Source organism: Kitasatospora sp. cg17-2, from assembly GCF_054031055.1.
The window spans coordinates 4,369,506-4,394,682 of sequence record NZ_CM132923.1 but is presented as its reverse complement, the minus strand read 5'-3'; the positions used below and the strand labels follow the sequence as shown (position 1 = coordinate 4,394,682).

21 protein-coding genes and 1 pseudogene are annotated in these 25,177 nt (G+C 69.5%); 8 read left to right on the top strand and 14 right to left on the bottom strand.

Annotated elements, in window-relative coordinates:
• Window positions 1–4 precede the first annotated feature (4 nt).
• The 4 genes from ACW14Y_RS18335 to ACW14Y_RS18320 all read right to left on the bottom strand — a co-directional run bounded on the left by ACW14Y_RS18335 (window position 5) and on the right by ACW14Y_RS18320 (window position 5,051).
• Window positions 5–1,357 (bottom strand): dipeptidase, encoded by a 1,353-nt coding sequence (locus ACW14Y_RS18335; protein ID WP_402722397.1) that lies wholly within the window; start codon window positions 1,355–1,357, stop codon window positions 5–7.
• A 79-nt stretch (window positions 1,358–1,436) separates the two neighbouring features.
• Window positions 1,437–1,871 (bottom strand): hypothetical protein, encoded by a 435-nt coding sequence (locus ACW14Y_RS18330; RefSeq protein ID WP_380303053.1) that lies wholly within the window; start codon window positions 1,869–1,871, stop codon window positions 1,437–1,439.
• Window positions 1,872–1,908: 37 nt separating this feature from the next.
• Window positions 1,909–3,357, bottom strand: coding sequence for an APC family permease (locus ACW14Y_RS18325; RefSeq protein ID WP_380384659.1), 1,449 nt, complete (start codon window positions 3,355–3,357; stop codon window positions 1,909–1,911).
• A 356-nt stretch (window positions 3,358–3,713) separates the two neighbouring features.
• Window positions 3,714–5,051 carry an MFS transporter gene (locus ACW14Y_RS18320; RefSeq protein ID WP_456987676.1) on the bottom strand — a complete coding sequence of 446 codons (1,338 nt, stop codon included), beginning with the start codon at window positions 5,049–5,051 and terminating at the stop codon, window positions 3,714–3,716.
• A gap of 138 nt (window positions 5,052–5,189) precedes the next feature.
• Here ACW14Y_RS18320 and ACW14Y_RS18315 point away from each other — a divergent pair, with 138 nt between their 5' ends.
• The 3 genes from ACW14Y_RS18315 to ACW14Y_RS18305 all read left to right on the top strand — a co-directional run bounded on the left by ACW14Y_RS18315 (window position 5,190) and on the right by ACW14Y_RS18305 (window position 7,420).
• Window positions 5,190–5,981, top strand: coding sequence for an ArsR/SmtB family transcription factor (locus ACW14Y_RS18315; protein WP_456987674.1), 792 nt, complete (start codon window positions 5,190–5,192; stop codon window positions 5,979–5,981).
• 41 nt (window positions 5,982–6,022) lie between these two features.
• Window positions 6,023–6,556: a hypothetical protein gene (locus ACW14Y_RS18310; protein WP_456987672.1), complete on the top strand. Its 534-nt coding sequence runs from the start codon at window positions 6,023–6,025 to the stop codon at window positions 6,554–6,556.
• Window positions 6,557–6,772: 216 nt separating this feature from the next.
• On the top strand, window positions 6,773–7,420 hold the full coding sequence (locus tag ACW14Y_RS18305; protein ID WP_456987670.1) for a hypothetical protein: 648 nt from the start codon (window positions 6,773–6,775) through the stop codon (window positions 7,418–7,420).
• A gap of 329 nt (window positions 7,421–7,749) precedes the next feature.
• Here ACW14Y_RS18305 and ACW14Y_RS18300 read toward each other — a convergent pair whose 3' ends face one another.
• Both ACW14Y_RS18300 and ACW14Y_RS18295 read right to left on the bottom strand, forming a co-directional pair.
• Window positions 7,750–7,887, bottom strand: a complete 138-nt coding sequence (locus ACW14Y_RS18300; RefSeq protein WP_456987668.1) for a hypothetical protein — start codon at window positions 7,885–7,887, stop codon at window positions 7,750–7,752.
• Window positions 7,888–8,870: 983 nt separating this feature from the next.
• Window positions 8,871–9,737, bottom strand: coding sequence for a class I SAM-dependent methyltransferase (locus tag ACW14Y_RS18295; RefSeq protein ID WP_456987666.1), 867 nt, complete (start codon window positions 9,735–9,737; stop codon window positions 8,871–8,873).
• A 176-nt stretch (window positions 9,738–9,913) separates the two neighbouring features.
• Between ACW14Y_RS18295 and ACW14Y_RS18290 the strand changes: the two genes are divergently transcribed.
• Window positions 9,914–11,620 (top strand): proline--tRNA ligase, encoded by a 1,707-nt coding sequence (locus ACW14Y_RS18290; protein ID WP_456987664.1) that lies wholly within the window; start codon window positions 9,914–9,916, stop codon window positions 11,618–11,620.
• Between the two features lie 12 nt (window positions 11,621–11,632).
• Here ACW14Y_RS18290 and ACW14Y_RS18285 read toward each other — a convergent pair whose 3' ends face one another.
• The 5 genes from ACW14Y_RS18285 to ACW14Y_RS18265 form a co-directional block, all read right to left on the bottom strand.
• Complete coding sequence (locus ACW14Y_RS18285; protein WP_456987662.1) at window positions 11,633–12,298, bottom strand: PIG-L deacetylase family protein; 666 nt, start codon at window positions 12,296–12,298, stop codon at window positions 11,633–11,635.
• Window positions 12,295–13,176: a radical SAM protein gene (locus tag ACW14Y_RS18280; RefSeq protein ID WP_456987660.1), complete on the bottom strand. Its 882-nt coding sequence runs from the start codon at window positions 13,174–13,176 to the stop codon at window positions 12,295–12,297. The genes ACW14Y_RS18285 and ACW14Y_RS18280 overlap by 4 nt, the downstream gene beginning before the upstream one ends.
• 54 nt (window positions 13,177–13,230) lie before the next feature.
• Window positions 13,231–14,271: a glycosyltransferase family 4 protein gene (locus tag ACW14Y_RS18275; protein ID WP_456987658.1), complete on the bottom strand. Its 1,041-nt coding sequence runs from the start codon at window positions 14,269–14,271 to the stop codon at window positions 13,231–13,233.
• A 47-nt stretch (window positions 14,272–14,318) separates the two neighbouring features.
• Window positions 14,319–14,918 (bottom strand): hypothetical protein, encoded by a 600-nt coding sequence (locus ACW14Y_RS18270; RefSeq protein ID WP_456987656.1) that lies wholly within the window; start codon window positions 14,916–14,918, stop codon window positions 14,319–14,321.
• A 201-nt stretch (window positions 14,919–15,119) separates the two neighbouring features.
• Complete coding sequence (locus ACW14Y_RS18265) at window positions 15,120–15,698, bottom strand: ATP-binding protein (protein ID WP_456987654.1); 579 nt, start codon at window positions 15,696–15,698, stop codon at window positions 15,120–15,122.
• A 247-nt stretch (window positions 15,699–15,945) separates the two neighbouring features.
• Here ACW14Y_RS18265 and ACW14Y_RS18260 point away from each other — a divergent pair, with 247 nt between their 5' ends.
• Window positions 15,946–16,719 (top strand): aminotransferase class IV family protein, encoded by a 774-nt coding sequence (locus tag ACW14Y_RS18260; RefSeq protein WP_456987652.1) that lies wholly within the window; start codon window positions 15,946–15,948, stop codon window positions 16,717–16,719.
• Window positions 16,720–16,838: 119 nt separating this feature from the next.
• On the top strand, window positions 16,839–17,717 hold the full coding sequence (locus tag ACW14Y_RS18255; protein WP_456987650.1) for an SUMF1/EgtB/PvdO family nonheme iron enzyme: 879 nt from the start codon (window positions 16,839–16,841) through the stop codon (window positions 17,715–17,717).
• Between the two features lie 33 nt (window positions 17,718–17,750).
• Here ACW14Y_RS18255 and ACW14Y_RS18250 read toward each other — a convergent pair whose 3' ends face one another.
• Window positions 17,751–18,173, bottom strand: coding sequence for a hypothetical protein (locus ACW14Y_RS18250; RefSeq protein ID WP_456987648.1), 423 nt, complete (start codon window positions 18,171–18,173; stop codon window positions 17,751–17,753).
• On the opposite strand from ACW14Y_RS18250, the pseudogene ACW14Y_RS18245 reads away from it, so the two are divergent.
• Window positions 18,116–18,745, top strand: a pseudogene (locus ACW14Y_RS18245) (tyrosine-type recombinase/integrase); the annotation flags it as partial. The gene ACW14Y_RS18250 and the pseudogene ACW14Y_RS18245 sit on opposite strands and share 58 nt — an antisense overlap.
• Window positions 18,746–18,855: 110 nt before the next feature.
• Entirely contained in the window at window positions 18,856–19,302 is a 447-nt protein-coding gene (locus tag ACW14Y_RS18240; protein ID WP_456987646.1) for a tyrosine-type recombinase/integrase, read from the top strand.
• Between the two features lie 211 nt (window positions 19,303–19,513).
• Here ACW14Y_RS18240 and ACW14Y_RS18235 read toward each other — a convergent pair whose 3' ends face one another.
• Both ACW14Y_RS18235 and ACW14Y_RS18230 read right to left on the bottom strand, forming a co-directional pair.
• Entirely contained in the window at window positions 19,514–24,247 is a 4,734-nt protein-coding gene (locus ACW14Y_RS18235; RefSeq protein ID WP_456987644.1) for a caspase family protein, read from the bottom strand.
• Window positions 24,235–25,152, bottom strand: coding sequence for a hypothetical protein (locus ACW14Y_RS18230; RefSeq protein ID WP_380623980.1), 918 nt, complete (start codon window positions 25,150–25,152; stop codon window positions 24,235–24,237). The genes ACW14Y_RS18235 and ACW14Y_RS18230 overlap by 13 nt, the downstream gene beginning before the upstream one ends.
• Between the last annotated feature and the right edge of the window lie 25 nt (window positions 25,153–25,177).

Here is a 25,177-nt window from a genome sequence, read left to right as displayed (position 1 = left end):
TCGGTCACGGCCGGTGCGAGTCGGCGTAGTGCCGGAGGAAGAGCGCCTCGACGTTGGCCATGTGCTCGATCTCGGAGGGGTCGACGCTCTCGTTGGGCGCGTGGATGAGGCAGCGCGGTTCCTCGACACCCATCAGGATGATCTCCGCCTCCGGGAAGGTCCGGGCGAACACATTGCAGAGCGGGATCGAACCGCCCTGTCCGAGGAAGGACATCGGCCGTCCGTAGACCTCCTGCATCGCCTTGTCGAGCGCCGTGTACGCCGGCCCGCCGGTGGCGGCGCGGAACGGCGCACCGGTGCTCTCCGGGGCCACCTCGATCCGCACGCCCCACGGCGCGGCGGCCTCCAGGTGGGCGGTGAGCGCGTCCCGGGCCGTGCCCGGGTCGGTCCCGGGCGGGACGCGCAGGCTGACCCGGGCCCGGGCGGTGGCCGGGATCGCGGCGGCGGACCCCACCACCGGCGGGCAGTCGATGCCGAGCACGGTGACGGCGGGCCGGGCCCACAGCCGGTCGGCGACGGTGCCGGAGCCGGTCAGCCGGACCCCGTCCAGCACGCCGGCGTCGGTGCGGAACTGCTGCTCGTCGTAGCCGACCCCGACCCAGGTGCCGGTGCAGTCCAGCCCGTCGATCCGGGTGCCGCCGTCGGCGTCGCGCAGCGAGTCGAGCACCCGGATCAGCGCGGCCAGCGCGTCCGGGGCCGGGCCGCCGAACATGCCGGAGTGCATGTCGCCGCCGAGCGCGGAGACGGTGACGACCACGTTCGCCAGGCCGCGCAGCGAGGTGGTGGCGGTGGGGACGCCGACGGCGGCGTTCCCGGTGTCGCAGACCAGCAGCGCGTCGGCGTGCAACTCGCCGGCGTGCGGCGGCACATAGGCTTCCAGGCCGCCGGTGCCCTGCTCCTCCGAGCCCTCGACGACCAGCTTGAGGCCGACCGGCAGGTCGTCGCCGAGGGCCCGCAGCGCGGTGAGGTGCATGACGATGTTGCCCTTGCAGTCGGCGGTGCCGCGCCCGTACCAGCGGCCGTCGCGCTCGGTGAGCTCGAACGGCGGGGAGGTCCAGGCGGCGTCGTCGAGCGGGGGCTGGACGTCGTAGTGGGCGTAGAGCAGGACGGTCGGCGCGCCGGGCGGCGGCGGGCGGTGGCCCACCACGGCGTGGCTGCCGTCCGGGGTCTCCTCCAGGTGGACGTCGCGCAGTCCGGCCTCGGTGAAGGCCGCGGCGACCCACTCCGCGGCCCGGCGGCAGTTCTCGGGCGGGTACTGGCGGGGGTCGGCGACGGAGGGGAGGGCGACCAGCTCGGCGAGGTCGGCCTTGGCCCGCGGCATCAGGTCGGCGATCCGGCGGGCGAGTTCGTCGGTCATGGGGGGCTCCTCCGGGAGCTGGGAGCTGGGAGCTGGGAGCTGGGCGCTGGGGGCCGGGCGTCGGGTGCGGACGGTGCCGTCAGTTGCGCACGGTGTCGTGGAGCTTGAGGTCGTCGATCTTGTCCTTGATGGCGGCGAGCTTGTCCGGGCAGTACACCGAGAGCACGATCGACTCGGCGAAGACCACCTCGCGGTCGGAGAGCACCGGGCGCTGGCCGGGGCCGCCCGCGCCGTTGGACATGCCGTACGTCCACTGCGCCTGCTTCAGCGCGTTGGCCGGGTCCTCGCAGACGGCGCCGCCGTCCTCGCCCAGGGTGTGCACGATCTGGTTCTGCGTCGGCACCGGGTAGCCGGCCGCGCCCAGCGCCGAACTCAGCTGCTCGGCCTTGCGGTTGGCCTCGTTGGTCTGGTGCAGCTGGGTGTAGGTGAGCAGGCCGGTGATCAGCATGCCGACCAGCAGGACGATCGCGCCGAGGTAGATCCAGCGGTGCCGGGAGGCCATCAGGCTGGTCATGCCGCACCTCCGTCGTGCCGGGAGGCCGTCGGGCCGGTCATGCCGCACCTCCGTCGTTCCGGGGGCCGTCCGCTCCGGCTCCGCCGAGTTCGGCGGCCTCCTGGGCGGCGAGTTCGGCCTGTGCGTCGGGCGAGCGCCACTCCGGCTTGCGCAGCCGCAGGAACAGGTACGGGATCAGCAGACCCAGTACCACCAGGCCGCCGCCGACGATCAGCACGTACGACCAGACCGAGCCGCTGCCGAACTGCGAGGACGGCACGAAGCCGATCGCCATCGCCGCCGCCGAGGCCACCAGGCCGGTGACGGCGATCGGCACCAGCGCCGGCGCGTGGTAGCCGCGCGGGTGGTCGGGCTGGGTGCGGCGCAGCCGGATCGCCGCGGCGAACATCAGCAGGTAGACGATCAGGTACACCTGGGTGGTGATCACCGAGAAGATCCAGTAGGCACTGGAGACGTTCGGGATCAGCGCGTAGGCGAGGGCGATGACGGTGGTGACCACACCCTGGGTGACCAGCAGGTTCTGCTGGACGCCCTCTTTGTTGAGCCGCTGCAGGAACGGCGGGAGGTAGCCCTCCTGGCGGGAGATCAGCAGCAGGCCCTTGGACGGCCCGGCGAGCCAGGTGAGCATGCCGCCGAGCGAGGCGGAGACCAGCGCCACCGCGATCACCGGGGTCAGCCAGCCGATGTGGAAGTACTGGAAGAACGAGTCGAAGGCCTGCATCACACCGGCCGTCAGGCTCAGCTCGGCGGACGGCACCACCCAGCTGATCGCCAGCGCGGGGAGGATGAAGATCGCCAGCACCATCCCCGAGGCGGTGAACATCGCGCGCGGGAACTCCTTGGCGGGGTCGCGCAGCGAGGAGACGTGCACCGCGTTCATCTCCATGCCGGAGTAGCTGAGGAAGTTGTTGACGATCAGCACCAGGCTGGCCAGGCCGGTCCACTGCGGGAACAGGTGCGAGGCGTTCATCGGCGCGGCGGACTGGTTGCCCTGGCCGAGGAAGACCATGCCGAGCACGACCAGCAGTGTGCCGGGGATCAGCGTCCCGATGACCAGGCCCATCGAGGAGAGTCCGGCCACCGCCTTGGTGCCCCGGGAGGACACCCAGACGCCGGCCCAGTAGAGCACCATGATCACGATCGCGGTGTACAGGCCGTTGCTCGCCAGCGCGGGGTTGACGACGTAGGCGATGGTCGAGGCCACGTACGCGAGCAGGGACGGGTAGTAGAAGATCGTCATCGCGAACTGGCACCAGACGGCCAGGAAGCCGAGCGGCTTCGACAGACCCTCCGACACCCAGCGGTAGACGCCGCCCTCCCAGCCGGACGCCAGCTCGGCCGAGACCAGCGCGGTCGGCAGCAGGAAGACGACGGCCGGGAGCAGGTAGAGGAAGACGCAGGCGAGGCCGTAGACCGCCATGGTGGGCGCGGCGCGCAGGCTGGCCACCGAACTGGTGGTCATCAGGGCGAGCGTCAGCCAGGACATCCGGGGCGCGTTCGCGATCCGGGTGGCCACCGAACCGCCGCGCTCGCGGGTCGTCCGCGACGCGGGGCCGTCCGGTGCGCCGCCGGACGGGCCGCCGGGACTGCCCCGGCCGGACGACGGTATGTCCATGGAACTCATGGGTCCTCCTGGGGTGGCCCGACAGCACTGGTCCGGGGGTGGCCCCGGGGCGGGCCGTACCCGGCCAGTTCACCCGGTTGGCGATGCGGCCGCATGCGGCGTGCGTCCGCCCGGGTGAGCGGTGGTCAGGAGGGGGTGGTGGTCAGGAGGGGGCGGTCAGGGCGGTGGGGGCGCCGGCGTCCCGCGCCGGGGTCTCGCGCCGGTGTCTCGCGTCGGGGTCACGCCGCCGTCCGGTCCGGCCAGGTGGCGCGGCGCAGCGTCCGGCCGGCCGTCGCCGGGACCAGGCCCGCGGCGAGCAGCGCGGCCACCGTGCCGAGCGCGGCGGCGGGGGACAGGTGGTCGAGCAGCAGTCCGCTGCCGACCATCCCGGCCGGCATCCCCACCGTGAACATCGTCATCGTCGCGGCGATCACCCGGCCCCGGAGGGCGTCCTCGACCTGCTGGAACACCAGGAGGTCGATCATCACCCGCAGCGTCGGGACGCCCAGGCCCACCAGGAACAGCCCGGCGAAGACGGTGGCCGGTCCGCCGGGCAGCAGCGGGGCGAGGATCACCGGGACGGTCAGCCAGGACACCGCGAGCAGCAGCACCCCGGGGCCGGCCAGCCGGTGCAGCCGGCGCACCAGGACGGCTCCGGCCAGCGCTCCGACCGCCTCGCCGGCCAGCGCCAGGCCGATCCCGGCGTCCGAGGTGCCCTGGCCGCGCAGGACGACCATCACCGGCAGCAGCATCGCGGTGCCCGCGAGGTTGATCAGCAGGACGACGGCGAGGATCGGGCGGAGCAGGGCGCTGCGCGCCAGGTAGCGGTAGCCGGCCAGGGCGGCGCCCTTGGCGGACCCGGTGTCGTCGGTGTCCTTGGTGTCCTTGGTGCCCTTGGCGTCGGTCGCTTCGGCCGGGGACTCCGGGCGGCCCGGGAAGCGGACCAGTACCGCCACGACCAGCGCGAGCAGCGAGGTGAGGGTCGTGCCGACGAACGGCGCCGCCCGGCCCAGTCCGAACAGCGCGCCCGCCAGCGGCGGCCCGATCAGGCCCGCGCCGCTCATCCGCGCCTCGTCCTGCGCCAGCGCCTGCCGCAGTTGCTCCGGCGGGACCACCGAGCGCACCGCGAGCAGCCGGACCGGCCCGGTGTAGGCGATGGTCGCGCCGACCACCACGGCGACCAGCAGGCTGTGCGCGACCGTGAGCCGGTCCAGTGCCATGGCGAGCGGGACGCTGGCGCAGGCGATCAGCCGGGTGCTGTCACCGATGATCAGGATCCGGCGACGGTCGTACCGGTCGGCGACCGAGCCGCCGTGGATGCCGAAGACCACGGAGGCGCCGATCTGCAGCGCCCCGAACGCGGCGGCGAGCGTCGAGGAGCCGGTGAGCGCCAGCAGCAGCAGCGGGTAGGCAGTGTCGATGATCTGCAGGCCGAGGGTGGAGCCGGCCTGACCGGCCCAGAGGGCCTGGAAGCGCCAGTTGCGCCGCAGGGGGACGGGCGGGGGCGACGGGGGTGCTTGCGTCGCCCCGTTCGTCGTGGCTGTCGCCGTGCTCGTGGTTGTGGTGCCCGTGCTCATTCGCCCGCCCCTCCGTCGGCCGCCGATCACTGCGGCGTAACCATTCACAACATCGTGAATGATGGCGTGATGGTGAGTGGTTGCGCAAGGGTGAAGGTTCGATTGCCCGGAGCATCGGCCATCTGCGAGGGTGAGGCCGTGGTCGAGAACGCCGAGAACGCCGAGAGCCTTGAGAACGCCGAGAGCCTTGAGAAGGCCTTGAACGCTGCGAGCGGGGACGAGGCCGGTCCCGCCGTGCTCAAGGAGCGCCGGGTGGAGGACGCCGCCACGCTCAAGGCCCTGGCCGACCCGCTGCGGCTGGCGATCCTCGACGTCCTGATGGCCGCCGCCGGGACCGGCCCGCTGACCGCGAAGGAGATCGCGGCCGCGCTCGACGAGCCGCAGACCAAGCTCTACCGCCACATCAAGCAGTTGGAGAAGGCCGGGCTGATCCGGGTCGCGGGCACCCGGCTGGTCTCCGGCATCGTCGAGAGCCGGTACAGCCCGGCCCAGGAGTCGCTCCGGCTCGCCCCGGAGATCTTCTCGCCCGGTTCCCCGACCCGGGTCGACGCCTACGACGCGATGCTTGCCGCGATGGACCGGGTCCGAGGTGACTTCCGCGCCGCGGCGATGGCCGGCCGGGTCGACTTCTCCCGGGACGACTCGGGTGCGCTGTCGGGCCTCTTCTCGCACTTCAGCTACCGGGTCGCCCCCGAGCGGCTGCTCCGGCTGCGGGGCCAACTCGCGTCGGTGTTCGACGAATTGCACGCCGAGGGGAACAGCACCGCCGAGGACGCGGTGGACGTGACCCTGTTCACCCTGCTGTACGGCGTCGGCCCGGTCCCGGTGGACGGTTCCGCTCCGGCTCCGGCTCCGGCTTCGGTGCCCACCTCGACCCTGCCTCCGGTCGTCGGCTCCCGGAACGACGGCGGGCCGGGCACGGAATCGTAAACGCCGGGCGGACTGTCGGTGCCATGGTTCAGGATGACTGAATGTCATACGAACTTCAGGCGCTGATCGGCCCGGCGGAGCTGGTCGCGGTGGCGGCCGCCGAGGTTCCGGCCGCCCGCCCGCGGCCACTCGCGCAGGGGCTGGCGCTGATACCGGCGACCCCCGAGTTCCTGGCCGCCTTCCGCGGCGGTGACGGAACTCCGTCCGGCCCGGGGGCCGCGTCCGCCCCGACGGCCTCGCGCGCGGTGGGCACGGCCCCGTTCGACTGGTTCCCGGACGGTCTCGAACGCCGGCTCGCCGCCTGGTCCAAGGCCGCGCCGATCGCCTGCGTCGAGGCCGACTACTTCGGCGGCACCGGCACCCAGCGCGCCGCCGTCTGGGCCGACGGCCGGCTCGACCTCGGCCCGGTCGCCAGCGGCGAGTTCGAACCCTTTCCGGCCGAGGGCAGCCCGATCTCCCAGGTCCTGCGGCGGCTCGGCGCCCGGGTGGGGGAGGGCGGCGGCGACCGGGACGAGTTCGACGCGGTCGGGCTCGGGGTCCACCGGGCCACGGCCTCCTGGGTCTCCGGCGGCTGACGCCCGGTCGGCCGGACGCCCTCCGGTCCACGGCGGGCCCTTCCGCGTGTCGTCCCGCCCACCGCGTGTCGTCGCGTGTCGCAGCGTGTCGTGCACCGTTCGGCGTACACGCGGTGGCTGGGCCAATGGGGCTGCCCCACGGTGTGAATCAGGCACGACGCCCGATCTCCGGATCAGGCCTGCCGCCCGATCTGTACCGAGAGGAAAGCATCCCCCATGCGCACCACCTGGATGGCCGCCGCGCTGACCGCAGCCCTCGCGCTGACCCCGGTCGCGACAGCCTCCGCCGCCGTCGGCAACGGAGCCGACGCCCCCCACCGCACGACCTTCTCCGTGACTCCCGTGACCGTCCCCGGCCTCCCCGCCGTCCCGGCGCCCCCCACCGCCCCGGTGTCGCTGGCGGGCATCCCCGGACTGCCCGCCCTGCCCACGGCTCCGGGGATCCCGGCGGCTCCTGCCGCTCCCGGCGCTCCCGCGGTTCCTGCGGCTCCCGTCGCCCCGGGAGTGCCGTCCGCCCCCGCGCTCCCCGCCGACGCCCCCGACCCGACCTCCGCCCTCGGCGGCGTCCTCGATCTCGTCGGCGGCCTGCTCTCGGCGGTCCCCGCCCTGCTCGGCGGAGTCGACCTCGGTCCCGTCCAGCAGCTCCTCGGCTCGCTGGAGGGCATCCTCCAGGGCCTGCTCGGCCAGCTCCCGACGCCGCCCACCCTCCCCACCCCGCCGCCGACCGTCACCGCCCCGGGCCTCACGCCCCCGGCGGCGGGCACCCCGGCCCCGCCGGCCTCGCTGACGGACCGGCTGGCCACCCTCAAGGACCGGGCCAGGGCCCTCGGCGACGCGGCGGCCGCCGCCGCTCCCGCCCACTGACGGCGGCCGCCCCGGCAGCACGACGAGGGCGCGGTGACGAGGACAGCCTCGTCACCGCGCCCTCGGCGCTGTCGCCGCCCCGGCGGCGACCCGCGACTAGCGGTAGTTCACGTACTGCACCAGCGCCTCGCTGACCTGCGGGTTTTCGGCGCTCATGGCGCTGACCTGGGAAAACTCATGTCACGAGTTTTCACTGGTCAGCGCCGTTTTCTGCCCGTATGTGCCCTGGATGTGCCCTGATGAGTCTTGTCGCGCCAGGCTACCAACCGGAGCTACGACACCCATGAAGGCATGCTTCTATGCCCGCCGCGGAGGCAGCGCGGGAAGAGTCAGGAGTGCGTCAGGGTATCCGTGATGATTCGGAGGGCGGCGGTGAGCAGCAGGCGCACCACCGTGGTGGTGGTCGGGTGACGGGTGATGGCCCGCAGGGTGCGCAGGGCAGGGCGGTCGAGGTGGCGGTCATTCATAAGTGTTCTCCTCAAGCTGGTTCGACAGGGATGTCGGCTAGCCGGGGAGTAGTGCACTGGGTCGCAGTGGGGTCCGGCGAGAGGGTCCGCTGTCGGAGCGCGTGAAGGCCCTGGTAGCGAGGGGTTCGGCTAGAGTTCGGTAGGTGTTCGGAGCAGACGGGGGGAGCGCGCCGGATGGCGCTGCGGAGGAGCTCTCGAGCGAGCTGAAGGCTCTGAGGGAGGCTTCGGGGTGCTCCCTGAACGAGACCATCCGGCTCAGTAAGCGCGTCGGGTCTGTGACGTTCTCAAAGTCCTCGCTGAGCGAATGGTTCAGCGGCAGGTCTGTGCCGTCCGACCCAGCTGTTTTTCGTGTCCTTGTCGAGGTGCTGGAGAGCACCGCGTCGAAGCGCACTCCAACCCGCCAGCGCAGGAGTGCGCAGGACTGGGAGCAACTGCGGCGGCGGGCCGCATTCGAGCGCCGTCACGGCAGGGGACCCGCCCGCGATAGCAGGGCCGGGGAGCGAACTGGCCAGGAGCGTAACGCCCCTGTCAGTCACGATGTGCCTGGCAGGGGCGGAGTCGGTGGCGGGGCTGCCCCGGAGCTGGCCGAACCCGAGTCGCCCCCCGAGGGAGATCCGCTGCAGGGCAGCTGCACCTACGGAGCGCTTGAGGCTGCTGCTACTCACCGCAGTACAGCCCGATTCATGGGTGTGATGGCTGTCGTGTTCACGGTCGGCACGGCAATGTGGTGCGGTGTCCTGTTCGGCCTCAGTCGTGGACGTGCAAGCGCGGCGGCAGTTGGCGCTGCCATCGAGGGCCTGGGGTGGACCGCAATCGTTGGCTTCGCTGCTCTGACGGTCCGCTTGGTCTTGCTCTGGTTGGCGCGGCAGCAGGACCGCATCGCTGTGCGAGACCAGCGCAGCTCGCTCCCCTAGCAGTGGCCCTTGCATGACGTGTAGGAGGCGTTCGCGGCTATGCCGTGAGCACCGTGCGGGATGGCAACCTCAGCCCCTGCCGCGTCGTGCGGCAAAGAGGATGTGGGTGCCACCGTCTCGGCCGCCCAGACTTGAGCAGGCCGCAGTCTCGTAGGCGAGGAACCGCGCCCAGAGCTCCGGGTCGTGTTCGATTCTTTCAAGGACAGTGGGTTCTTCGAGGCTTGCCCAGTTGCTGGCGGATCCCGCCAGAATCTCGCCGCCGCATTCGGGGACGAGGATGGTGAGCTGTTCCCAGGTGAACATGCGACAGACGTGGACCATGCCGGGTACGTGGCGCAGGTCGCCGGTCCGGATGACGGTGTCGGTGACGTCGGTGCCGTATCGGACGGCGAGCTGGGTGGCTCCGGGGAGGCGAGCCCGCCAACTGCCCCAGAGGGACATGACCGAGGCGACCAGGACACCACCGGGCTTCAGGATGCGGAGGAGGCCGGCGAGGGCTTGGCGTTCCTTTTCGAAGGCGTACGAGAGCGGGCCGCCGTAGGCGAGGACGAGATCGAACGAAGCATCGGGGAAGCGGCTGGCGTCCCGGACGTCGAGGGGGTGTCGCGCCTCGACGGCGGGCTCGGCCCCCGTGGCGATGACGTTGGCCTCGTTCAGTCGGAGTTGAACGGGGGAGATGTCGGTGACGACGATGCGGGCACCGTGTTCGGCCAGCACGGTGGTGAAGCGGCCGGGGCCGGCGCCGACCTCGAGAACTCTCTGACCTTCTTTCAGGTAGCGCTCCATGAAACGACGGTGGATCTCGAAGGACACTCGGCCCGCTACATCCTTGGCGAGCCGGTCCTGCTCCTGCTCGGCGAAGTCGTCGTAGTAGCGGCGGATGGCGTTGGCGGAGCGGTCACTGCTGGGCGTGCCGTTCGTGGTGTCTGCCAACATGCCTCCGTCCGTTCGCCGAACGCGGATGCGACCTGTCCACGTGCTCTGGCCTGGGCTTCTCAAAACGGAGCGATTCGGGCAGGGCTCCGCCACTAGAATGCGTCTCCCGTCGTGATGTCGGCGTGAGCGCCGCCGCGACACTCCGCAGTTCCACCGAGAGGACGGTCTCCGGTCCCATGCGTTGGTCCCAGCTGTACGTGCCCACACTCCGGGAAGACCCGGCGGACGCGGATGCGGTGAGTCACCGCCTGCTGGTGAGAGGAGGGTTCGTCCGGCAGCTCATGGCCGGCCACTACTCCCTGCTGCCGCTGGCCGTGCGCGTCCGCGCCAAGATCGTGGACGTCATCCGCGAGGAGATGGCCGCGATCGGCACCCAGGAGTTCATCCTGCCCGCGATGCACCCGGCCGAGATCTGGCAGCGCAGCGGTCGCTGGGAGGTGATGGGCGAGGAGATGTTCCGGCTCAAGGACCGCAAGGGCGCAGACCTTGCGCTCGGCATGACGCACGAGGAGATCTTCACCGTCCTGTCGCAGGAGCTGAAGTCGTACCGGGACCTGCCGCAGATGTGGTACCAGTTCCAGACCAAGTTCCGTGACGAGGCCCGCCCGAAGAGCGGTTTGCTGCGGGTGCGCGAGTTCACGATGAAGGACTCGTACAGCTTCGACATCGAGTCGGCCGGACTCGACCGCTCCTTCGACCTGCACAAGGCCGCCTACGAGCGGATCTTCGCCCGCCTGGGCCTGCCCGCGATCCCGGTGCAGGCGTCCAGCGGCAGCATGGGCGGCAGCGCGTCGGTGGAGTTCATGAGCCCCTCGAACGCCGGTGAGGACCTGGTGGTTCGCTGCCCGGGCTGCGACTACGCGGCGAACACCGAGAAGGCGACTTCCGCTCTGCCCGCCGTGGTGGACGGTCCCGGCCTGGACTCTCCGGAGCGGTTCGACACCCCGAACGCGCGCACCATCGAAGAACTGTCCGTCCAGCACGGCGTGCCGGCCGAGCGGCAGATCAAGACGCTGGTGTACGTGGTCGACGACCGGCTGACCCTCGTCCTGGTCCGCGGTGACCATGCCCTGGTCGAGCAGAAGCTCATCGACACCCTCGCCGCCAAGGCGGTGCGGCCCGCGACCGCCGAGGAGATCCAGGCCGCGCTCGGAGCGTCCCCCGGCAGCTTGGGCGCGGTCGGCGTTGCCGAACTGCTCATCCTCGCGGACGAGGCCCTGCGCGGGCGGACCGACATGACCACCGGGGCCAACAGCAACGGCGTCCACCTGCGCGGTGTTTCGGTCGAGCGGGACATCGCCGTACAGCGGTGGGCCGACCTGCGCGAGGTGACCGCCGGAGAGCCCTGCCCGCAGTGCGGTGCGCCGCTGGAGGTCGTGGTCACGATCGAGGTGGGCCACATCTTCAAGCTCGGCCGCAAGTACACCGAGACCCTCGGCGTGACCGTCCTCGGGCGGGACGGCGAGCGCGTCGTCCCGATCATGGGCAGCTACGGGATCGGCGTGGAACGTGCGCTCGCCTCCATCGTGGAGACGCACCACGACGACAAGGGCATCGTCTGGCCCGTCGCGGTCGCCCCGTTCGAGGTGGCCGTCGTCGTCCTCGGAGCCAAGGACGAGAAGGTGGTCGAGGCCGCCGAGGGCCTGTACCGGCAGCTGAAGGGCGAGCGGGTCGACGTGCTTCTGGACGACCGCGACGAGCGGCCCGGCGTGAAGTTCCGCGACGTCGAGCTGATCGGCATCCCCTACCGGATCACGGTCGGTGCCCGCGGCCTGGCCGATGGCACGGTCGAGGTCACCACCCGGGCCACCGGCGAGACCCAGTCGGTGCCGGTGGCCGAGGCGGTGGAACACGTCCGCAAGTTGCTGACGTCCGCTGCGTAAGAGGTCGGCTTGTCAGCCGGCCACCTGGTGGAACACCTCGGTGAGAAGCGTTTCCGGGTAGCAGCGGAGGATCTTCGCGGTGCTGCGCGCCTGGGTCTCGTAGTGACCCATGGCGCGCAGCTTCGCTTCGAGGCTGTCGCCCACCCGGGTACGGAGGGTGGCTGGTAGGCGCATCGCCTCGACCTGCGCGGGGTCGAGGAAGCCTGGTCTGGCCGGTTCGGTGTACGGAGTCGTGCTGGTCACCAGCAGTACGTCCGGGGTCGGGTCGTAGCGGTCGAGCGCGGCGAGGGCGATCCGGTGGGCGGAACGGTGGTCCGGGTGGCCGTTCATCCCGTTGGGAGGGAAGGCCACCACCCGGTGCGGTGTCCAGCGCCGGAGCGAGTCCAGCACCAGGCCGGCCGCCTCCGGCTCGTGGTCCACGAGACGGCCGTCGGGCAGGTCGTGAACCTCGGCCCGGGAAACGCCCAGGACCTCGGCCGCCCGACGCAGTTCCCGCTCGCGAACGGCCGACAGCTCGGCTTCGGTGCACATGCCGAGGGTTCTGCCAGCGCCGCCACGTGTGAGGGTGACAGTGACCACGGTGCCGCCGTTCCGCGCGGCGTTGTGGATGAGGCCCCCGCAGTGCAGCGTCTCGTCGTCGGGATGCGCGAGAACGACGAGCAGGTCGGCTCTGGTCATCCCCCGACCTCTGTGTCGACGTCATCCAGGGCGGCCAGCCGGTCGAGGACATCGGCATCGCTGATGTTGCCGATCATGTGCCGTCGATCATTGGTGTCCTCGCTCTGCCACGAGGCGGCAGGCGACTGCTCGGGAGTCCATACCAGTCCGGCGGAGTCGATCAGCAGGTATCGGTGCTTGCGGCCGTGTGCCCTCTTGGCCACGACCGCCAGTCCGCCGGGGGCATTCTCCCTGGCGATCGTGGCAGCCTGCTCGAAGTCGGTGCCGCTGACGAGGTAGCGGCTGCGGTTGTGATGGCCGAGCGGTCCGATGGGCATGAACTGGAAGAGCTGCCACTCCCGGACGCAGGTGTATCCACGGAGCAGCTCGGCCATGGCCGCGAGGTCGTCGGTGTTGCCGGCGTGAACGACCGTGTTGATACAGGTGGCTGCGCCGATTTCCTCCAACTGGGCAAGGATCGCCAACTGGGAGGAGACGGTGGCGTGTCGGCGGAACTGTTGCTGAATGGCGTCGGTACTGCCGTCGAGGGGGATGCCGATCAGATCGGTCACGGCGGCCACCTCTGCCGCTGACACGTGGTCGGCCGTTCCGGTGCCCATGAAGCGGATGCGGGCAGGGCCGAGGAAGTTGGTGCCCACGGTGTCCAGCCGGATGCCGTAGCCCAGGCTGTGCAGGCCCTTGAGCAGGGGGAGGATGTCCGGTCGGGTGAGTGGATCACCACCTCCGACGGTGATCTTCTCGATGCCGAACCGATCGCGCAGGCCGGCCGCGAAGAGCAGGACGTGGGAGGTGTCGCTGATGGTTCGGCCGAAGTAGTTGTAGCAGCCGGGACAGGCTACGAAGCAGCTCTTGCCCGCGCTGAGGATGACACTGCGCATGGTGCCTCACTGGGTTGGTGGAGACGGGTGCTGGGCAGTGCGGTGTCTGGTGGATCAGGTGTAGAGGGCTGTCCGGTAGGCGGTGTCGTAGCCGTCGGCCATCCGGCGGATCGAGAACTCGGAGGCCACGTGCGCGCGGCAGGCGGCGCGGTCGATCGCTTCGAGTTGGTGGATGGCGTTGGCCAGTTCCTGGGCGGTGTCGGCCAGGTAGCCGGTGATGCCGTGTCGGACGAGTTCAGGGGCTGCCCCTGTGCGCAGGGACACTACGGGCGTCCCGCAGGCCATGGACTCGATGGGGACGAGTCCGAACGGCTCGGGGATGAGCGAGGTCATCAGGGTGGCGGTGGCTCCGGCGAGAAGGGCGGTCTTGGTCGGGAAGTCGAGTTCGCCGAGGAAGAAGACCTGTTCGCCGTCCACGTGCGGTCGTACCTGCTGCTCGAAGTACACCTGGTCGCGAGGCTTGATCCGTCCCGCGATCTTGAGTGGCACTCCCGCGAGCCTCGCTGCGGTGATGGCGAGGTGGACGCCCTTCTCGGGCCTGATCCTCCCCAGGAACACCACGTACGGGCACGGGTCGGCCCCTGCGCCGAAGGGGAACGCCCGCAGGTCGACGCCGTGGTGGATCGTGCCGAGGTAGTTGAGCTCGGGCAGGCGGGAGCGCTGGTCATGGCTGATCGCCACGTACCGCTCAGCGGCGAACCGGCGGAAGAGCGGTGCGTTGTCGTCGTTGAAGAAGCAGTGCACGGTGTGGACCACCGGCGTCCGTAGGCCGTGGAGCGCAGGAATCGCCAGGCAGCCGGTGTTGGAGTGCACGTGGGAGTGGATGACGTCGAACTCGTCGGCGCGGTCGCGGACCTCTGCCAGTTGCAGCATGCGGTAGACCTCCGGCTCGTGGATCCGCGGGTCCGCAAGCAGTGCCGTTGTCCCGATGCCGTGGAGACTGCCGGCCACCTTGGAGTCGCCGGAGGCGAAGACCGTGATTTCGTGACCGTCGAGGACCTGGGCGGCGGTGAGCTCCGCGACCAGCGTCTCGACGGCGCCATAGCCCTTGGGCGGGACGCTTTCCCATAGCGGCGCCACGTGTGCGATGCGCATGTTCGTCTCCTCGGGAACGAGGTGGGTCGTCGTGTCGGCGGACCGCGTCAGGCTGATGTGCCGGTCTGCAGTTGGGGAGTCCTCGTGAGGAAGTCGCGCACCTCGTCCGTGCACCTGCGGATGGCTGCCTCGTGGGATTCGAGGGTGAAGAGGGTGAGGTACCGGGCGATGTTCGATTCGTAGATCCGCGGGTTGATGCTGTGGGCGGCCATCGTGTCCGGCCACAGGGGCAGCATCCACACGTGGAAGTGCGGGCGGTCGAGCTTCTCCTCCTGGTACGTCTGCACTGCGGCCAGGCCCAGGCGTTCCCGCATGGCCCGGCGGACGAGGTGCGTGATGCGGGCGATCCTCTCGGCGAGGGCGAGGTCCATCTCGTCGAGGGCGCCGATGTGCGGTCGGATGCCAACGACCATGAATCCCGGTACGGCCCATTCGGCGTCCTGCCGAACGGTGACGGTGCCGTCGTCGTAGACCGGGGCGAGGATGTCCGGCAGACGGGATTCCGCCTCGTTCATGAAGCAGCCCCGGCAGGTGCCCTCGTCGACGAGGTGGCTGGGGCCGCCGAGGAAGTCCAGGTAGCGCTGACCGGGAGGCGGTGTCCCGGGCTGGCGGGGTGTGGGGACGGACTTGTGCACGTTCTCTCCCATCGCGGTTGCATCGGTATAGGTGCGGGGCCGGAAGCGGCCGGGATCGGGCTGCCTCTGCTGGTGAGCGCCTCCGGCAGAAACCCCACAAGGAACTCGCTGACCGTCGAGTTGGCGCAGGCTGCGGGGACGCTCTGAGAAGCCGTCGCTGCTGGAAATTCCAGTGCCGGCAACTCGCCCTTAAGCCCACCAGGGTGGTCCGCCTCAGAGCTCCCGAAGGCCGACGAGAGTGCGGGCCATCAGAAGCGGCGGGGCTTGCCCGCGCTTCGGATCCTCGACCAGGTGGCAGGACGCGGGCGGATCGGAAGGATTCGGGGGACGCTCAGCTCCGACCCTGGGGTCCGGCGCGACCAACGCCAGCTCCGACCAGACGATCTTCCCTGCCGCCGCCGGGAGGTGGTAGTAGCCCCAACGCTCGCTCAGGGCTTCCACGAGGAAGATCCCTCGGCCGCTCTCCGCGTCCTCGCCCACCGACTTGACCACCGGCAGCCGACGGTCGCTGTCCCGCACCGAGAGGACGAGCCGACCACGGCCGACCATCAGTGCCAAGGTGATCGTCTGCACCGGGCATGCCTCCGAGAACAGCGAACCGACCGTATCGCTCTTCGAGTGCCGGACGGCGTTGGTGGCGAGCTCGGAGACCAGCAGACGAGCGGTCTCGATGACGTCGGGCGGGACCTGCCAGCGGCCCAGGACGTCGACCGTGTGGCGGCGAGCCCAGGCAACCGGGCGCGGTCTGTCCGCCAGTTCCAACTGACTGAAGCCATGGCGTGCTTGTGACACGGTTCCTCCCAGGTCGGGAGCCGGGTAAGGGCTGCCGGCCGCCTGCAAGCCCCACGCTTCCCCGATGACAGCAGGGAAAGCGGACAGTCTTGCCAGGAGCGCCAACTTTGAGTGACCAGGTTGACGCTTTAGGTGATCGGCCTGGTATGTCCTGACTCTGCCTCGGCACCGAACTTCCACTGAACTTCGACCACCGCGCATGAGAGAAGACAGGTTCGACGGCTCGCCCTGCTGCCATGCTGAGCGCATGGCGGAACTGAACGGCACCCCGATCGCCCTGGACTCTCTCCAAGCGCTTGCCCTGACCAACTACGGCCACTTCACCTCGATGCGCGTCGAGCACGGTCGCGTTCGCGGCCTCGCCCTGCACATGGCCCGGCTGGCCCGTGACTGCCAGGCCGTGTTCGACACGGAACTCGACCTGGACCGCGTCCGCGAGCTCGCCCGACGCCTGGCACCGACCGACGGTGCCGGCGTGGTGCGTGTGACGATCTTCGATCCCGCACTGGATCTCGGGCACGTCGGATCGGACGCACAGCCTCAGGTCCTCGTGACGACTCGGCCCGCCGGGCCACTTCCCCTTCCCCCCATGCGAGTTCAGTCCGTCGTCTACACGCGCGACATGCCGTCGGTGAAGAGCGTCGGCCTGTTCGGCTCGCTCCGCCACCGCCGCACCGCCCAGCGCGCCGGCTTCGACGACGCCCTGTTCGTCGACGCCGGGGCGATCATCTCCGAGGGGGGAACCTGGAACGTCGGCTTCGTGAAGGACGGCGAGGTCATCTGGCCCGATGCCGACTGCCTGGTCGGCACCACCATGGAGCTCCTGCGCGAAGCCCACCCGTCCACCACCCGCACCGTGCGCCTGGCCGACGTTGCCAGCCTCGATGCCGCGTTCGCCACCAACATCGGCATCGGGGTTCGCGCCATCGGCGCCATCGACGAGCACGCCCTGCCCAGCCGCCATCCGGTCGTCGAGCAGCTTCGCAAGGAGTACGACGAACTGCCGGGTGATCTGCTCTAGTTGTCCCTCCGAGCACGCACGCGTGGGGGCGCGACGACGGTGGGGGCGGGAGAACTGCGGTGGCAACCGTAGAAACATGGACCGGTGCCGAGGTCAGGGCGCTGCGTCAAGCGAAGCGGATGAGCATCGAATCGTTCGCCGCTCACCTGGGCATCAGCGCCAGGATGGTGTCCAAGTGGGAAGCCCGGGGTGCGGGCATCACGCCGCGGCCGGTGAACCAGGCAGCCCTGGACACGTCTTTGGCCTCATCGGACACCGAGGTCCACGAGCGCTTCGCCCGGCTCACCGCCGGATCGGCCTCGGTGCTACCCAACCCGGGTGGCGACGACAGCCTGCCCTTTCCTCGCCAGCACCAGCTTCGGCACCCGGGCGACGGCCGGCGGATGGCGCTCGTCGAGGCAGGGGTGTTCCTTGCCGGCCCCGGCAAGGAACCGGTCTGGCTGCCCGACTACTACATCGACGTCTTCCCGGTGACGAACGGGGACTACTCGCGCTTCGTCGCGGCCACCTCGCACCGCGCGCCCCAGCACTGGCCGGGCGGGAGCTCTCCGGAGGAACTGCTCGACCACCCGGTGGTCTTCGTCACCTGGGACGACGCGGCAGCGTATGCGCAGTGGGCCAGCAAGGCCCTGCCAACGAGCCACCAATGGGAGAAGGCCGCTCGCGGACCGCGCGGCCACGTCTACCCGTGGGGCGACCAGCCGACGCCGGCGAAGTGCAACAGCCGCGAGAGCGGCCTCGCCTCCACCACCCCCGTCAGCTGCTACCACAGCGGTGTCAGCCCGTACGGGGTCTACGACCTGTGCGGGAACACCTGGGAGTGGTGCCAGGACCAGCCCTCCCCAGGACGCCACGAACTCAAGGCCGGCGCCTTCACCAGCCCATTCGCCCGCGCCGTACCGTCCGCCTTCAACGACGCAGCGTCCACCATGCTGGACGACGACACAGGCTTCCGCTGCTGCGCGACGGACCTCCCCGTCCCGCCCGACATGTCGTAGCGCCCCGAGGGTGCGACGGGCACCCGAAGGCACCTACCCTGCGGTGGCCAGGCCTCCCAAGCCCAAGCCGACCGCCTTCGCCGAGCGCAGGGCCGCCCTGGCGCGGGCCGCACCGGTGCGGGCGGAAGCCTCGCTCCCGCCAACCCCGACCGACCGGGGCGCCAGGCCCGCGCAGGGGCCGCAGATGCCCGGCTGGGGCACCGGGTCGTGGCACTTGGCACACTCCGCGTAGCGGGCCGGTGCGGGCCGCACAGCGGGCTGGACGGGCGGCATCTTCCGTTCCAGGCGGTAGCGGAGCACCGCGACCGCCGAGTGCACCGGGGTGGGCAGGCCTGGCAGCAGGGCCTGGGCGAGGTCCGTTTGGGTCGCGCCGTGCTCCAGCCACTGCGCGACGAGGGGTGCGAGTTCCTCGGCTTCGGCCTGGCCGAGCCGCAGGCGCGGTTCGGGGCGGATCACCCGGAGGTGCCTACATCGACCCCGCTCTCGGTAAGGAGACGTTTCGCGAGGTCGGCGAGAGGTGGCGCGAGGGGGCGGTCCACGGATCGAGCACCTCCGAGCGCGTCGACCGGGCGCTTCGCCTGCACATCTACCCGATCCTCGGCAGCCGGGCCATCGCCGGCTTCAAGACCTCGGATATCCAGGCGTGGGTCAAGAACCGCTCCGCGATCCTGGCGCCCTCGACCTTGCGGGTGCACTACAGCTACGTGACCGCGATCTTCCGCGTCGCGGAACTCGACCGCCAGATCCCGTTCAACCCGACGAAGGGGGTGAAGCTGCCGCCTCCACCGCGCAAGGAGATCGTCCCGCTCGCCATCGAGGTCGTGGCGGCCCTGGTCGACGCTGCCCCCGGCTGGTATCGGGCGCTACTGCTCCTGGCGGCGGCTTCTGGGCTGCGGCAGGGCGAGCTCTTCGGGCTTGAGCTTGGGCAGATCGACTTCAAACGCGGCACGATCAAGGTCGCGCAGCAGGTGACCAGCCCGGACCGGGGCGAGCCCTACCTTGCACCGCCCAAGACTCACGAGAGCTACCGGACGGTTCCGGTGGCCAAGTCGGTGATGGACGCGCTGGCGGCGCACTTGGAGAAGTACCCGGCCCGCCGGGTCGACATCGAGGACCGCACCGACCCGCGCCCGTCCAAGTGGAAGCGTCGGAAGGCGCTGCTCGTGTTCACCAACGAGCGTGGCGAGGCGATCCGCCGCTCCGCCGCGCCGCCTGGGCGTCGGTCTGGGAAAACCTCGGGCGGGTTGCCGACAAGGCCCTCCAGAAGCGGCACGAGGGCGCGCTCAAGAGCTGGGAGCGCCGTGGCCGGCCGGACGGCGAGGAGCCGACACTCCGCCAGGTGCCCGATGACGCCTCGATGCACGACCTTCGGCACTTCTACGCCTCGGTGCTGATCAAGCACCGCGAGAGTGTCAAGACGGTGCAGAAGCGTCTCGGCCACGCCAAGCCGTCGATCACGCTCAACACCTACACGCACCTGTGGCCGGACGAGGAGGACACAACGAGGGCTGCGATCGAAAACGTCTTCGGCGCTGTGCCTTCGATGTGCTTGCAGGCCGCGAAGACCTCGGGTCAAGTCAGCTGAGACGAGGCCCTCTGAAGGTCGATTAGTTGATCAGTCGTATTTGATGCCGCCTTTGGCGGACAGCCTCCAGGGCGCAACCAAGATCTCTGGTGTGGTCCCACTACTGGCTCGGATTCACCAGTGGCGGACGGTGCCCGTGTAGGTCCGACGACCGAGAAACTGGGACTAGCGACCCGGCAGCTCCGGCTGAGGAGGTGCTGGACGGCGTAGATCACCCAGCTGTGCCGACTGAGCGCACCCCCAGTCGTTGCTCCCAGGCGGCGGACAATCGTGGCCGCAGCAGGACTACACCCTGCTGCGTTCCCACCGCGAGATCCAGGGTCTGGCTACCAGGCAGCGCGGTCAGCGAGGTCACGAACGCGGGCGTCGGCGTGGCCCACACCCGCTCCCCGCTAGGGAGATGGCAGAGGGCGACCCCGTGCTCATCGCTGACGGCAACCAAGGCTTGCCCATTGGGCGATGGCCCGGTCCAGAGGAGGCGGCGGGCTCGGACCGCAAGGGTGCGGTGATGGGCATCGGGGGCTGCGGAGTCCCAGATGGTCACGGGGAGGATTGTGGAGTCATCGGTCTCGGCAGCGTCCATGTAGAGGAGGACGGGGCTGTCACCGGAGGTATCGACCCAGCGCAGGAAATGGCTGTGGCCGTCGGCCAGCTCGCGATGCGTGCTGAGCCTTCGCTCGCTGCGATCCGAGTGTGGCAGATGGATCGCGCGGGTTCGTTCTGTGTCCAGGTCGAGCACAGCGGCCTGCCCGTTGCGGCACGCCATGGCGACATAACGGGTCCCCTTTGTGGCGTGATGGGGTGCCAGCGCCGTGAGCTGCGCAGGGAGCTCGAGGGGGGCGTGTCGCAGGGGCTGTCGCGTGGTGGCGTCCCACAGGAAACCCCGGCTAGGGCTGTCCTTGCCTGGCTGGTCATTAGTGATGAAGTGATTGGAGATCGTGTGGTCCCCACGGATGGCTGCCTGGCGCACCGCGACCATCAAGATGGCATGCCCCGTGTGCGCAGTGAAGGCGGTGGAGTAGACCATTTCGCCTTCCGGGTCGACCGGCCACCAGCTTGGTGTGGTCTCGGTCTTGGCACCGTACGACGCGACCGCGTGAAGCCTGCCGTTTAGCGGGCAGTAGCCGACGACGCGAGCATGTGAATGGAGGGCCGAAGCAGGCAGTAGGTGGCAGTCCACATCCCAAGGAACCATGGTGAGGTCGCTCAGTTCTGCACGGTCCACGGTCGCGGCGGTTGTGATCCGATGCCAAATGAAACTTGCTTTTGTTAGTGACTCTGAGGCTGTGTCGACGATCTCCTCGGACTTGACCAGATAGTGCACCGCGCCATCGGGATCCTCTACCCACGTCTCCAGTGCATTGTGGACGCTCAGAAGTGTACGTGCGGATATCTTCTGGCGTTCGGTTCCAGCGCAGTCCAGCACGGTGGCATCCAGAAGGCGGAGGTCACCCCAGGAACTGGCGACGACGACATCCGGGCGTGCCCTCCATCCGTGGATCGACTGCGTATGGGCTCTGGCGAAGCTGGAGTGCTCCTCGCTCTCCGACGATTTCTGATTCGGATGCCAGGTTTCCTCGGTATATGTCCAGTGCCATAGCCGAGCCGTCCCGTCATTTCCTACGGTGAGGACATCCGCGCTCCCCGACTCGGCGGAGCCCAGAAGGTGGATGGCCTGTATCGCCCCCTCATGCCCGACCATCGGGGTGCTGGCGGGGGAGCCAGTGCCGCAGTCCAGAATCTGAATCCCTCCGACGAGCTCGCCGACGACAGCCAAGATACGTCCGTGCAGCGAAGTCGAGAATGGAATGAAGAAGTCTGTACGAACCTTTGGCTTGACGGTGTCTGAGTATCCCGTGATTGTCGACTGGATCTGGATTTTCCCCCAATGTGCGGCCGTGACGTAGAGGTTGTCCGACCCGCCTAGTGATACGAACCCACCCCGGGGCCAGTCGTGGGGATCATGTTGTGAGACGGTAGCCTTCCCGGAGTCGCAGTCGAGCAGGAATAGCCGCCGAGGTTGCTCGCGCGAGTAGTCGCCCTCCCAGACCACGGCAGTTGCGGCGTCTTCCCCCTGAAGCGTTTCGCCGAGCAGTGTTGGCTTATCCAACCCCTTCAGGAGCACGGAGTACGTGCCATCCAGCATCCAGCGGGTGACTGTTCCCCGGACTCCATCGCACACAATCAAAGCTGGCTCGTCGAAACCGAGGTGGACCAGCCGGGCGGTTACCCCGCGTTCGACGGTAAGATTTGTCGGCGCGACATAGTCCACCTCGAACATAGGTTCCGCCAGAGGATCGTGGACAACGACTCGCCGTTCGTCCCTGCATACCACTACTGGGGTGCCATCTGTCAGCTTTCCTGTGTTGAGAATCGCCTGGTATCTCGTACGTGGAAGATGCCGGACGAGTGTGTGGTCCGCCAAGTCCCAGACGCGAAGATCCCCCGCATCGTCAAGCGTCACAGCAAGGGGATTCCCCTGGTTGGCCCGCAGAACGGCCATATCGACCACAGTGGCTGAATGGGGAAGGACGGTTGAGTTAGCCGGGTCGTCGAGGGCCCACAGATGGACGTTCGAGGAACGGGCCGACTTGCCCACGCGTTCGGTCCGACGGAACGCCAGTGCCAACCTGTCGCCGCTCGGCAGCTTGGCATCCTGGACCAGCCAACCACCGTCGAACGACGTGGTGGAGTACGACAAATCCTCGTGCCGGCCGACGATGCGGTGCGGTGTCACCGGGCGGGACTCGATCCGCACGCGTCGTATGGAGCTTGACAGTTCCTCCGCTCGCCGAGCAAGCTCGGGAGTCCCATGTGACTCGGCGACGAACGCCAATCGTGCGGCTTGGTCGATCTGTTGGAGCGCTGCGTCGTCCTTCACATCCACGAAGCGCTCCACGACCATGGCCAGCTTCGGACTGCTCTTCACATGGCGCACTGCCCGCAGCAACCCTGCTGGCTCGGCTGCCAGGATGAACGATGGGTCCGCGACGAAGCGTTCGATCATGCCTGCTGCTGCCGCGTGCGTGGCCAGTTGGCTGCGAACGTAAGGGTAGGCGCGGGACCAAGCGCGATTTGGCGTCAGATCGAGCAAGGCGTTTACGAAGCGCTCGGCGACGTCCCGCAGGTCCCAGTGCCGCAGCACGCGCTGCCGCAGGTGGTCCGTCAACTCCTGGTGGTATAGACGGAAATGCTTGGCACCGGCGATCTCGACGATCAAGAGATAAGAGCCGTTTTCCTCCAGCAGCCTGTCGATGTCCGCCTCCCGCAACGGCAGTCCGGACAGTCGCCGGGCCACCGGGAGCCAGACCTTGCGAGGCAGCCCGTGCCCTTCACCGAATGCCAGGGCGGTCAGCAGCCAGGTGGATGCCTCGCGCCGATCGTTCGGCAATCGCCGTAGGTACTCCTCAAACGCACCGCCTACGTCTGAGGGGAGGGATTCCGCCCAGCCTGGCACGCTGGTGTCCATCGGCTCGGCGCGGAGCAGCGCGCTCGCCACCATGCGGGCGACCAGGAAGCAGTGGCCAGCCCGGCGGGCGACCTCTTCGGCGATCGCCCGGGCGCTGCCCGAATTTCCCTGGTAAGGGGATCCCTGGTCGGTCAGGATGCGCTCCACGTACTCCACCGTGCTGGTGTCGGCTGCGTACTCTGGGCTGTCCAGGTCAATCACCGGCACTTGGTCGCCGATGTACGGGACAAGTTCCCGCCGGGTGCCGACGACCAGCCGCACGCAGGGAACCGCGGCGAGGGGGCGTAGCAGCTCCCATGCGATGTGTCGGGCTTCCATCTTGTCGTCGGCCGAGCCAGCTTCATCGAGGGAGTCGATCACGATCCGGAGCGGCCTGCTGCGGCCGGCCAGCGCCTTAAGCAGTGCCGTCGGGTCGGAGACACGCAGGTCGGAGGCTGCAGCCAAGCGGCCGACCAGGTCTCCCAGCACCTGGTGGCGGGCGTTGATTGAAACGTCCGAGTGCCCATCCAGGACCACCCGTCCCAGCACTGCCGACTTCCCGGAGCCTGGTGCCGCTGTGACGGCCATGACGCCGTGATCGCCGGTGCTGGCGAGGTGGTCGCGCAGGGTGGTGAGGGCGCGGCCCCGCCCCGTGAAGTAGGAACCGGAGTCGTAGACCTGCTCCACGCCGCGTCCCCGGGGCTCGAAGTGCGAGCTGAGGTCCGACGCCTCGCGGGAGGGTGGTCCGTCCGGCACTATTTCCGCGCTCGGGTCGAACCCGGGGTTGGCGAAGAAGGGCGGTTGTTCTGCCTGGTCCGTCGAGGAGCAAGCGGCGCGCTGCCGGTACCCATCTGCCATGAAGACGCGGTTGACGCGGTCGGTCACCGTTGCAGGGGAGAGGAAGCGCTGGGACGGACCGTCGCCCCGCTCGCAGGCGGCCACCAGACGGGTGACGAACGCGCCGTCCATCGCGACGTCGCGGTGCCGGGCGGAGGCCAGCACCCACGTGCCGGAGCCGTAGGCGTCGGAGCGCGGCCGAGCCGCGACGATGCCGTTTGCCACGGTCCCGATCTCGGCGGCGCCCACCTCGGCATGGCACGCGTCGATGATGAAGAGGACGTGGCGCACCGGCGATGCCGCGAGGGCCTCGGTGAGGTTGTCCAACGACAGCCATGAGCGGGCATGTCCCTCCCGGCTGTCGGTACAGGCCAGGCGGTAGCGACCACCCGGCGTCGGTTCGTCGCCGTGCCCGGCGTAGTAAACGGTGATCACGTCATCGGCAGTGAGCTCTGCCTCAAGGCACCATGAGGAGAGCGCGTCCTCGAAGTCCGCTGCGGTGGGGTCCTCGGAGTGTGCCTCCAGCACCCGGCTATACCCCATCTCTGCCGAGGTGAGGAACTGCACAATGCGGTCGACGTCCTCGTGCGCCTGGGGCAGCTCCGCGAGGCCCGGGTGCCGAGGGTAGTGGCGGGTGCCAGCGGCGATTAGGTAGCGCATGGGCCGTCCCCGTCTGCCCGGACGAGTCCTGCGGCGATGGCCCGACCGGTCTCTACGGCCGTGAGGTACCGCGTGGCGTCGTGCATGTGGACGCCGTTGTGGACGGTCAAATCGGTGACGCGGGGGCCGAAGTGCGGGCGGAGGTCGCGGACGGCGGCGACGATGTCAGTGGCGTCCGCGATGTTGGTCCAGGAGCGGAGCGGTACGGGCCACCGTGCCTGACGATCCTTTGGCGCGGGCTGCAGCCGATCGAGGACGAGCGCGCCCATGCCGAGCGGTGAGCCGAGTGTGACCAGGGCGTGGATGTCCCATCCAGCGTTGAACCGCTCGTCGCAGAGGGTCTCGTAGGCGACGACCGAGCCGAGCGAGTGCGCGACGACCACGCGGGTCTGCGGTGTGATCCGAGCGGCCAGCCGCTCCCGCGCCGTGCTCCGCACAGACGGATCGGTGAAGTAGCCGGTCAGCTGCTTCAGATCGGCGATGAGTGCCTGATCGAGGACACCCCGCAGATACCGCGCTCCTGTGAGGGCGTCAAGTGCCGCCCGCACTGCTCGCAGCCGCAACGCCCGTGTGGCCGCCCACCCGGCGGCACCGCGCCCACCTGCCTCGTCGGGGCCGGGTACTCCGGAGTCGGTGCGGGCTGCTTCCGCCCACCATGTCATGAGGAGCGCGAACTCCTCCTCGCTCTCGACGTCGGCGGCATCGTAACGGGGGTAGTGGCCGCTGCGGGTACCGCTGAGGCGGAACACGTCGCCGTAGAAGGCGACGCCTACGTCATTACTGGCAGGCACCGGGCCGCCGGCCAGCCGCACGCCTCCCAGCAACTCCGGCACCACATCCCGGGCCAACGAGTCCTCGCTGAGGTATTGCTTACTGATGCCGTGTATGAATACGACCTCGGTCACTGCCCGCCCCTCCCGTGGATGCCCG